Origin of the sequence: Pantoea sp. AG1095 (assembly GCF_003208415.1) — a bacterium.
GTDB classification, from domain to species: Bacteria; Pseudomonadota; Gammaproteobacteria; order Enterobacterales; family Enterobacteriaceae; genus Pantoea; species Pantoea leporis.
The window spans coordinates 18,454-28,916 of sequence record NZ_QKMJ01000021.1; the positions used below are offsets into that span (position 1 = coordinate 18,454).

General features: G+C 55.4%; 11 protein-coding genes. 9 read left to right on the forward strand and 2 right to left on the reverse strand.

All coding sequences use genetic code 11. The features are described from left to right. Nucleotides 1-6: 6 nt before the first annotated feature. Both DEU53_RS22820 and DEU53_RS22825 read right to left on the reverse strand, forming a co-directional pair. Nucleotides 7-513, reverse strand: coding sequence for a TRAP transporter small permease (locus tag DEU53_RS22820; protein ID WP_110868462.1), 507 nt, complete (start codon nucleotides 511-513; stop codon nucleotides 7-9). Between the two features lie 48 nt (nucleotides 514-561). After that, complete coding sequence (locus DEU53_RS22825) at nucleotides 562-1,539, reverse strand: TRAP transporter substrate-binding protein (protein WP_101761397.1); 978 nt, start codon at nucleotides 1,537-1,539, stop codon at nucleotides 562-564. Between the two features lie 368 nt (nucleotides 1,540-1,907). Here DEU53_RS22825 and DEU53_RS22830 point away from each other — a divergent pair, with 368 nt between their 5' ends. From DEU53_RS22830 to DEU53_RS22870, 9 genes are all read left to right on the forward strand, one after another. After that, a complete protein-coding gene (locus tag DEU53_RS22830; RefSeq protein WP_110868463.1) occupies nucleotides 1,908-2,903 on the forward strand; it encodes an MsnO8 family LLM class oxidoreductase in 996 nt (331 codons plus the stop codon). 22 nt (nucleotides 2,904-2,925) lie between these two features. Further along, complete coding sequence (locus tag DEU53_RS22835) at nucleotides 2,926-4,083, forward strand: amidohydrolase (RefSeq protein WP_110868464.1); 1,158 nt, start codon at nucleotides 2,926-2,928, stop codon at nucleotides 4,081-4,083. 82 nt (nucleotides 4,084-4,165) lie between these two features. After that, nucleotides 4,166-5,479 carry an LLM class flavin-dependent oxidoreductase gene (locus tag DEU53_RS22840; protein ID WP_110868465.1) on the forward strand — a complete coding sequence of 438 codons (1,314 nt, stop codon included), beginning with the start codon at nucleotides 4,166-4,168 and terminating at the stop codon, nucleotides 5,477-5,479. Nucleotides 5,480-5,497: 18 nt separating this feature from the next. After that, a complete protein-coding gene (locus DEU53_RS22845) occupies nucleotides 5,498-6,430 on the forward strand; it encodes an ABC transporter substrate-binding protein (protein ID WP_110868466.1) in 933 nt (310 codons plus the stop codon). A gap of 9 nt (nucleotides 6,431-6,439) precedes the next feature. Continuing rightward, nucleotides 6,440-6,952: a GNAT family N-acetyltransferase gene (locus DEU53_RS22850; RefSeq protein ID WP_101761402.1), complete on the forward strand. Its 513-nt coding sequence runs from the start codon at nucleotides 6,440-6,442 to the stop codon at nucleotides 6,950-6,952. A 9-nt stretch (nucleotides 6,953-6,961) separates the two neighbouring features. Beyond that, nucleotides 6,962-7,888, forward strand: coding sequence for an amino acid ABC transporter permease (locus tag DEU53_RS22855; RefSeq protein ID WP_110868467.1), 927 nt, complete (start codon nucleotides 6,962-6,964; stop codon nucleotides 7,886-7,888). Beyond that, the gene (locus tag DEU53_RS22860) at nucleotides 7,872-8,666 is read left to right on the forward strand and encodes an amino acid ABC transporter ATP-binding protein (protein WP_110868468.1); all 795 of its coding nucleotides are present in this window, start codon (nucleotides 7,872-7,874) and stop codon (nucleotides 8,664-8,666) included. Before DEU53_RS22855 ends, DEU53_RS22860 begins: the two co-directional genes overlap by 17 nt. Then, nucleotides 8,666-9,571, forward strand: coding sequence for an ABC transporter substrate-binding protein (locus tag DEU53_RS22865; protein ID WP_101761405.1), 906 nt, complete (start codon nucleotides 8,666-8,668; stop codon nucleotides 9,569-9,571). Before DEU53_RS22860 ends, DEU53_RS22865 begins: the two co-directional genes overlap by 1 nt. 329 nt (nucleotides 9,572-9,900) lie before the next feature. Further along, nucleotides 9,901-10,266: a hypothetical protein gene (locus DEU53_RS22870; protein WP_233501849.1), complete on the forward strand. Its 366-nt coding sequence runs from the start codon at nucleotides 9,901-9,903 to the stop codon at nucleotides 10,264-10,266. Nucleotides 10,267-10,463: the final 197 nt, after the last annotated feature.

The window sequence follows — 10,463 nt, forward strand, 5'->3', positions numbered from 1 at the left end:
CTCCGCTTAGTGGGTGCCGCCAAGAGTCACGATGGCGCGTTGGCTTTGATCGCCATTAACCAATCTTTCAATGACAAACAGCAGGGTGAAAATCGCGCCGATTGGGATCGGCAGATACATTTCGCCGTAGGTCACCACCGGTAGTGAGGCCAGCGTTTGCACCCACATCGCTTCGCACAGGTTGTAACTGGCGCGGAAAATCACCAGACAGGTGATGATCATCAGCGCGTCAGACAACTTGAGCAGCCAGCGCTGATTCACCGGCGAGAGCCGGTCGGTCATCATCGAGACGCAAATATGTGTACCGGCGCGAAACCCGACTGGCGCACCAATAAAGGTAAAGATGATCATGCAAATGATGGCGACCGGTTCTGGCCAGGATAACGCGTCGTTCAGCACATAGCGGGTGAAAATCCCGATGGGAATCACCGTCACCATAATCAACAAGGCAACGGCGGCGATCGCCATGCACAGCAAATAAAGCCCATCCATCAGACGAGAGTATGCAGTCATAATATTTACCTGATTAAAACGCCACGCAGGCACGTGGCGTGGGGAGGATTACTTCACATCAGCAATTTGTTTCATCAAATCCTGATATTTCCCGCCAAATTGATCGCGCACTGGCTGGGTGGCTTTCATGAAGGTTTCACGATCGGTTTCCTGGAAGGTCACGCCACCAGCTTTCATCTTCTCAATGGATTGTTGGGTGTAAGTTGCCCAGAGCTGACGTTCTTCCTCCTGTGCCTCTTTGCCTAATTTCTTCAGCAACGCCTGGTCGTCAGCCGAGAGGCGATTCCACAACGGTTTAGAGTAGAGAATCATTTCAGGCTGAATGAAGTGGCCGGTGAGGGTGTAGTACTTAGCGACGGGCATATAGTTGTGGGCAACAAAGGTTGGCGGGTTGTTTTCTGTGCCATCCACCACGCCGGTTTGCATGGCGCTAAACACTTCGCTCACGCCCATTGCCACCGGGTTTGCGCCCATGGCTTTTAAGGTCGCCAACGAAATCGCACTGTTTTGCACGCGGATTTTCATACCCTTAAGATCGTCGGGTTTGGCGATTGGCTTTTTAGTGATCATGTTGCGCACACCGGCGTCGGTCCAGCCGAGGAATATCATACGGGCGTTAGGATCGTTATCGAATTTCTCGACGATATTTTTTCCGATATCACCATCAAGCACCTTGTGCATATGATCCTCATCGCGAAAAACATACGGCAAGGTTAATACGCTGGTTTCTGGCGCGATGGTGGTGACCGGTGCCAGCGAAACACGGATCATGTCAATGGCGCCCAGTTGCACCTGCTGCAGCGTCTGGTCTTCATCGCCGAGTACGCCACCGGCGTAAACCTTCATTTCTAATCGGCCATCAGTGGCTTTTTTTAGCTTCTCGCCCATGTGTTCAAGCGCCACCACGGTGGGATAACCCGCCGGTTGAACTTCGGCCACTTTAATGACCTTGGCGGAAGACACTGCCGGGCAAAACGCTGCCGCAGAGGATAACGAAACGACCAGAAGTAATTTTTTAAACGTCATGCTTTTTCTCCAGCTAAAGGGAGGCAGGAAGGTGCGGCGCATTAATTTGTCGAAGGATGCCGCGTGGTGTCAGCATAGAGAAAATAGTGGCTGGAAAAATAAGGGAATGGCGATTGGATGAATTACGTCACATTTTGAAACGATGTTTTAATAATTTTATATTGAGTGTCACATTTTCAAAACATCACCACAACAATCCATATCCTGTGGGGATAATTGTGTGTTTTCAAAGGAGTTTAAACCACATGGTCCAATCTATCTCCCTGATATGCATAAAGTAAATATAGATACGACAATATCATGTTTTACGAATCTGCCTTCTCCGCCACAAACTACTCGCCATATTCATGACGAAAAGGATAAGGCGCATGTCATACCGACTGAGTTTGCTGGATAAATCGCCGATTGCCGACGGAGAGACAGCCAGCCACGCGCTACACCGCACGTTACAGCTGGCGCAGCAGGCGGAAGCCTGGGGCTATCACCGTTTCTGGTTAGCGGAACACCACAATACCGATCGCCTGGCGAGTCCGTCGCCGGAACTGCTGATCGCCTGGATTATCGGCCAGACGCAACATATTCGCGTCGGCTCCGGCGGCGTGATGCTGCAACATTACAGCCCGTACAAAGTGGCGGAAAACTTCAACTTGCTGGCGTCCTTAGCGCCGGGCCGCATTGACGTTGGTGTTGGCAAAGCGCCGGGCGGCTTGCCGCTCTCAACGCGTGCGTTGCAGCTCGGTGTGCATCTGCAAGAGAAAGGCAGCTTCGCCGAGCAATTGGCGCTGCTGGATAGCTGGTTGCAAGTGCCGCCAGTGGGCGATGAAGAGATTCTGCGCGCTACGCCACAGCCGCCGCGTCCGGCCAATCGCTTCCTGCTGGGTGCCAGCGAAGAGAGCGCCAAACTGGCGGCAGAACTCGGCTGGCAGCTGGTGTTTGCGGCGCATCACAACGGCGATCCGCAACTGATGGAAAAAGTCCTTAACAGCTATCGCCAGCACAGCAACGGCCAGCGCGCGCTGGTGGCGGTGCAAGTGGTGGTGGCGGACTCGCCGGCGGAAGCCGATCTGCTGGTGGATAACCTGCGCGTTTATCACGTCAGCGTGAAAGATGGCCCAAGCGTTAACGTCGGCAGCGTCGAGCAGGCCGAACGCTATGTGCGTCAGGGCGGTTATACCGATTACGTGATTGAACCGCGCACGCCATCGCTGCTGAAAGGCACCGCCGCGCAGGTGCATGCCAAGCTGGATGCGCTGCATCAGAATTTCGGCATTGAAGAGTTCGTGATTGATACGCCGGTGGCTGAAGAGCAGGCGCGCGTGAAATCACTCGAACTGTTGGCCACTCACCGTTTAGTCACCGCATGATTCGCTGCTTCCGGAGGCAGGTATGACGCAATTTAGCGAACATCAGCTGATTGACTGGCGACGTGAGCTGCACTGCTGGCCGGAGTTATCCGGCCGCGAAGTCGAAACCACCGCGCGCCTGCGCCGCTGGTTACAGGACGCCGGTTTGCGTCTGCTGGATTATCCGCTGGAAACCGGCGTGATCGTAGAAGTGGGGCACGGCGACACGTTGATTGCGCTGCGCGCCGATATCGATGCGCTACCGATTCACGAAGCCACCGGACTCACTTACCGCTCGCGCAACAGCGGCGTAATGCATGCCTGCGGCCACGATGTTCACAGCGCGGTGATGCTGGGCGCGGCCTTGCAGCTGAAAGCCGTTGAAGATCAATTGCCGGGGCGCATCCGTATTCTGTTCCAACCGGCAGAAGAGAACGCCACCGGCGCACGCCAGTTGATCAATGCGGGCGTGCTGGACGGGGTGCAGGCGATTTTCGGCATGCACAATGAACCCGGTTTGCCGACCGGCACCTTCGCTACACGTGGCGGCGCGTTTTACGCCAATGCGGATAAATTTATCGTGCGCGTTTCCGGCAAAGGCGCGCATGCCGCGCATCCTGAAGAGGGCGTGGACAGCATTGTGGTCGCCAGCCAGATTATTCAGGCGCTGCAATCGCTCACCAGCCGCAGCTTCAATACGCTGGATAGCTTAGTGCTCAGCGTGACGCGTATCGATGCTGGCAAAACCTGGAACGTACTGCCCGGCGAGGCCGAATTTGGCGGCACGGTGCGCACCCACGACAAACAGGTGCGCGCGGAGCTGGAGCAGCGCGCCCGCACGCTGGTGGAGAATATCGCAGCCGCCAACGGAGCCAGCGCCACCTTTAGCTGGCATCCGGGTCCGCCGGTGCTGGAGAACGATGCGCGCTGGGCGCAGTTTGCCAGCAACGTGGCGCAGCAGGCGGGCTACCGCGTGCAGACCGCTGAGTTACATCTCGGCGGCGAAGATTTTGCCTACTACTTACAGCAGATCCCAGGCGCGTTTGTCAGCATTGGCAGCGCGAGCGAATTTGGTCTGCATCATGGCGGCTTCAATCCTGATGAAGCGCTGATTGCCCCCGCTGCACACTACTTTACGCAACTGGCTCAGCAAGCGTTGCAGCACCTCAACGCGCGATGTCGTGACGCCATTCTGAACTAACGCGATTCACCCTTTAATTCCGGTTCTGCACGGCGACAGGCATGTCGCCGTCAGGCTGCGCCTTGGCAAAAGAGAGAACATTATGACTGCAAGACAACTGCGATTGGGCACCATTCTGCATGGCGCGTCCGGCAATATGTCCGCGTGGCGTCATCCGGCGGCGCTGGCCGATGCCAGCATCAATTTTGATTACGCCAAACACATTGCGCGCAAGGCGGAAGCGGGCAAGCTGGATTTCCTGTTTGTTGCCGATGGCCTGTTTATTAACGAAAAATCGATTCCCCACTTCCTCAATCGCTTCGAGCCGCTGACCTTGCTGTCGGCGCTGGCGGGCGTCACCGAGCATCTTGGTTTGGTCGGCACGGTTTCCACCTCATACAGCGAGCCGTTCACCGTGGCGCGGCAGTTTGCCAGCCTCGATCATCTGAGCGGCGGTCGCGCGGGCTGGAACGTGGTGACCTCGCCGCTGGAAGGTTCGGCGAAGAACTTCTCGCGCCAGCAGCATCCGGAACACGCGCTGCGCTACCGCATCGCTGATGAGTATCTGCAAGTGGTGAAAGGGCTGTGGGATTCGTGGGAAGGCGACGCTTTCGTGCGTAATAAAGAGAGCGGCCAGTTCTTTGATCCTGAGAAGCTGCACACGCTGAATCACCACGGCGATTTCTTCCAGGTGCAAGGGCCGCTGAATATCGAACGTACGCCGCAAGGACGTCCGGTGGTGTTCCAGGCGGGCGCATCGGAAGATGGCCGCAAGCTGGCCGCTAAACACGCCGACGCCATCTTTACCCATCAGCCGACGCGCGAAGAGGCGCAGGCGTTCTACCGCGATGTGAAAAAACAGCTGGTGGCGAATGGCCGCGAACCGGGCGATCTGCACATTTTCCAGGGCGTTGGCGTGATTGTTGGCGACAGTGCGGAAGATGTGGAGCAGCAGTATCAAACCACCGCCGCGCTGGTTTCCATCAAAGATGCGCTCAACTATCTCGGTCGCTTCTTCGATCATCACGATTTCTCACAATATCCGCTGGATGAGCCGTTCCCGGAACTCGGCGATATCGGGCAAAACAGCTTCCGCAGCACCACCGACGAAATCAAACGCAAGGCGCGCGAGCATGGCCACACGCTGCGCCAGGCGGCGCTGGAAGCCGCGACGCCGCGTCCGCTGTTCCACGGCACGCCAGAGCAGGTGGCCGACGGTTTGCAGCTGTGGTTTGAGAGCGAAGCGACCGATGGCTTCATCATTCAGGGCGGCACGCCAGATACCTTCGAACGCTTTGTCGATCGCGTGGTACCGATTCTCCAAGCGCGCGGTTTAACCCGCAGCGAATACCCCGGAACCACGCTGCGCGCCAGCTTTGGTCTGAAAGATCCGGTTAACCAATACACACAAAAATAAAACTCGAGAATAAACGCTATGCAGAAAAAATCTCTTATTGCGCTGTTGTTGCTGGGCATGAGCAGCGCCGTATTCGCCGAAGATGTGGCGGTTAACGGTCAGAACATCAGTGTTGAAGCCAACAAAACGCCGATCAATACCGCGAAAAATGACGCCGCAGTGGCGCAGATCCCGGCTGGACATCGCTTTGCCGTGCCGGGTTCGTTCACCGTAGCGGTCGCCGCGCTGAATTCGCCGCCATTAACTGTATTCAGTGATGACAACAAAACCCTGCTCGGCAGCGAAGTGGATATCGCCCGCTTAGTCGCCGACAGCCTGGGTCTGAAACTCAACGTGGTGCCAACTTCATGGGAAGACTGGCCGCTGGGCGTGGCATCGGGCAAATACGATGCGGCGATCAGTAACGTGACCGTCACTAAAGAGCGCAAAGAACGCTTCGATTTCGCCACCTATCGTAAAGATTCACTCGGTTTTTACGTCAAATCCAGCAGTCCAATTACGTCGCTGACCAATGCCGAAGATATTGCCGGACTGCGTATTATCGTCGGCTCTGGCACCAATCAGGAATCGATCCTGCTGGCCTGGGATAAAGAGAATCAGGCTAAAGGATTGAAGCCGTTTACGCCGGTGTATACCAAAGACGATGCGGCCCAAACGCTGGCGCTGCAGTCAGGTCGCGCCGATGCCTACTTTGGTCCGAACGTGATTGGCGCCTGGAAAGCGGCGCTGACTAAGCAGACGCGTTTGGTTGGCAGCGTCGATGGCGGCTGGCCGAAAGCGGCGCACATCGCGGTGACGGTGAAGAAAGATGGCGGTTTAGTGCAGCCGATCAACACCGCGCTGAATGGCGTGATCAAGAACGGTGATTACGACAAGGTGCTGAAGCGCTGGGGTGAGGGCGTTGAGCGTATCGACAGTTCAGAGATCAATCCGGCCGGATTGGGCGATTAAGGAGGCCGCATGAGCGAGCAACTGTTCCGCGAAGTATCACCGGAAGCGCCTGAGCTGCAACCGATTTTGACCGGACTGTTTGGTGAATATACCGCGCGCTACGGCGCGTTCTTCACCAGCCAAAAAGAGGTGGAGCTGACCGAATGGTATTTGCCGCCGCGCGGGCTGTTTATCGTGCTGGAGCGTGACGGCGAGATCATCGCGATGGGCGCGTATAAACCCTACGACGAGGTGACCGCTGAGTTTAAACGCATCTGGACGCGCAGCGATCTGCGTCGTCAGGGCTTGGCGCTGCTGATCCTGCAGGAACTGGAGCGCCGTGCGCTGCGTGCGGGCTATCAGCGCGTGTTTCTCACCACCGGTTTCCGCCAGCCAGAAGCGGTGAAGTTGTATATCGGCCACGGTTATCAGCCGCAGTTTGAGCTGCTGGAGGATATGGAGGTCTACAGCCAGCCGCCACACGATGGACGCTTGCGCTTCCTGAAAGTGATTGATGTACATAGCGTGGCGCAGGCCAGCTAAGGAGTTGTAATGCGTAATGAACCACAACGTTTAACCGTGGTGCCGGCGCGCTATCCGGCACGTACCGTCGGCGCGATTGTCGCGTTGTTTATTCTGGCCAGCGTGATTGATTCGGTTGCGTTCAATCCGCGCTGGGAATGGGGCGTGTTCGCCAAATGGTTTTTTGATCCGGTGATCCTCAGCGGTTTGGGGCAAACGCTGCTGCTGACGCTGTTTGGAACCATACTCAGCCTGATTTTTGGCGGTTTGCTGGCGCTGGCGCGTCTCTCGTCATCCTGGCTGCTGAGTACGCTGGCGTTTGGCTATATCTGGCTGTTCCGCTCGCTGCCGCTGATCGTGGTGCTGATCATCCTCTACAACTTCTCCTATCTGTACGACACGTTGTCGCTGGGCATTCCGTTTACCGCGCTGTCGTGGGGCCATTTCCAGACCATCAACGTGCTCGGCCAGTTCCCGGCGGCGGTGATTGGTTTGACGCTGGTGCAGAGCGCTTATAGTGCTGAGATCATTCGCGGCGGCTTTTTGGGTGTCGATCACGGCCAGTTTGAAGCGGCTTCGGCGCTGGGATTATCCTCCACGCGCCGTACCTTCCGCATCATTCTGCCCCAGGCGCTGCGCGCGATTATTCCTACCACTTTTAATGAAATCATCAGCCTCGCCAAAGGCACCTCAATGGTTTACGTGCTGGCTATGCCGGAACTGTTTTACACCATTCAGATGATCTACAACCGCACACAGCAGGTGATTCCGCTGCTGATGGTCGGCGCGGCCTGGTATCTGATCATCACCACCGTTCTGTCACTGCTGCAGCACAGCGTTGAGCGCTGGCTGGCGCGCAGTGTCACCCGTGAACCGCAGCCGTCGCGCTGGCGTCAATGGCGTAACCGCAGCGCCAAACCTGCAACCGAGGAGCTTTCCCATGTCCGAAGCCATTGATTACCGCAATCTGCATACCGCTGGCGCCATTAGCATTACCGGCGTGAGCAAGTCGTTCGGCAAACTGAAAGCGCTGGATGATGTGTCGCTGGAGCTGGAACCGGGATCGGTGACGGTGATTCTCGGGCCGTCTGGCTCGGGCAAATCGACGCTGCTGCGCACCATTAACCATCTGGAGCGCGTTGATGAAGGCTATATCCAGATCGATGGCGATTACATCGGTTATCAGCGTCGCGGCGACAAGCTGTATGAGCTGAAAGAGCAGGCGATTCTGCGTCAGCGCATCAACGTTGGCTACGTGTTCCAGAACTTCAATCTGTTTCCGCATCTGACGGTGCTGGAGAATCTGATTGAAGCGCCGATTGCGCATCGTCAACTGTCTCGCCGTGAAGCGATTGATCGTGCGGGTGAATTGTTGGATGTGGTTGGCCTGCGTCACAAAGCCGATGCCTGGCCGCGCCATTTGTCGGGCGGCCAGCAGCAGCGTATCGCGATTGCGCGTGCCTTGATGCTCAATCCGCGCGTGATGCTATTTGATGAACCGACGTCAGCGCTCGATCCCGAGCTGGTGGGTGAAGTGCTGGATGTGATCAAAAAACTGGCGCGTTCCGGCACCACGCTGGTGATTGTCACGCACGAAGTCGGTTTTGCGCGTGAAGTGGCGGACAACGTGGTGTTTATGGTCGATGGACGCATTGTTGAGCAGGGCAGCAGTAATCAGGTACTGAATCAGCCGCGCCACGAGCGCACCAAACGTTTTCTGGCGCGGGTACTTTAATGGAACGAGTGATTATTGCGGCGTTGCTGATAGTGATGTCAGGCGCGCCAGCCATCGCAGCAGAAACGCTGGATGCCAAAAACAACGAAACGCCGATCAATATAGCCGCGAATCCCCAGGCTATCGCGAAAATTCCGGCGGGTTTTCACTTTGTGAATCCGGGTTATTTGACCGTCGCCACCACGGCGATGAATTCGCCGCCGATCGGTTTATGGGCGTCGGATAATAAAACGCTGATTGGCAGCGATCCGGATATTGCGCGTCTGCTGGCGGACAGTTTGGGCTTAAAGCTGAAGCTGGTGCCAGCCGCGTGGGAAGATTGGCCGCTGGGTATTACCGCTGGACGGTATGACGTGGCGATGTTCAATATTGCCGTCACCGAAGAGCGCAAAAAGAAGTTCGATTTCGCCACCTATCGCGCGGATAACCACGCCTTTGCGGTGAAAACCAACAGCGCGATAACCGCGATTAAGGGCCGCGAAGATGTGGCGGGTAAGCGCATCATTGTGGGTTCGGGCACCAATCAGGAGCGGATTTTACTCAGCTGGGATGAGAAGAACCGCGCGCAGGGCTTAGCGCCGGTGCAGCCGATCTATCTCAACGATGATGCGGCGGCCACGCTGGCGCTGCTTTCGGGACGTGCGGATGCAACGTTTGGCCCTCAATCATTGGCAGCATGGAAAGTCGCTTCGCGCGGGCAGACCAAAATCGTCGGTCACGGCCCGTTCCGCGCTTGGGTGGCGGTGACCACTAAAAAAGGTAATGGATTGGATGTGGCACTGCAGCAGGCGATCAATGGCGCGATTGCCAGCGGCGAGTACAAACAAGTATTGGCACGCTGGGGCGAACAGGAAGAGGCGGTGGAAACCTCGCAGGTGAATCCGCCGGGGATTGTTTACCAGTAATTTTCTGTTCTGCTTAATTTTGCGAGAAAGCTCACGATGTGAAAGTTGTGGGCTTTTTTTATTTCATTGGGTTTTAGGTCGGCTCACATTAAATTGTCTGTAGATTGTTACTTGCTCAGTTGATTGATTATCTTCTTTGTTTTTTTGACAGTTATTTTTATTTTCTTATTCAAACCACTAATGTTTGTGAAAAAAACCGGTGTTAATATGTTCAGGGTTTTGGGCGAGTGCGGTGTTTAACGTTTACCATTGCAAAAGGGAGTTTGATTATATGGCCTACCGTCAACCTGCATTACCCAATCAAAAATGGAAACGATTGGGGTGAAATAATGTTAGCTGAACCGTTAAATAAAAGTGTTATCAATTATGCGTGCCGTCAACGTAAATGCAAACAAGGCGGACAACCACCGAGCGGAGGTAAAGGAATGCAAGAGCGTGTTAAAAGGCTGGAAGATCAGGTTACTTCGCTGGTCTCTGATGTGGCGGTAATCAAGTCAAATTATGCGACTAAAGAGGATGTGGCTGCCGTGAAAGCGGATGTAGCGGTGATCAAGTCTAATTACGCTACCAGGGAGGATGTTGCGGCGATAAAGGTCGATTTATATAAAGCAATGATTACACAAACCAAATGGATGGTGACTACCCAATTTGTAACCTTAGGAGCGGGTCTTTCACTTGCGAAACTGCTGTTTTAGTTAATATGCCGTGTGCCGGTCGCCATAAATGAACTGCACCCCAAATGTTGGACCATAATCTGACATTGAAGGTGCAGGTCTATGGCGACAAAATATCCCGTTGAATTCAAACTCTCGGCCATTCACTATTTTCTTAGCGGCCATGCCGGTATTGATGGAACGGCTAAGCACTTCAGCATTGCCCCTACTAACCTGCG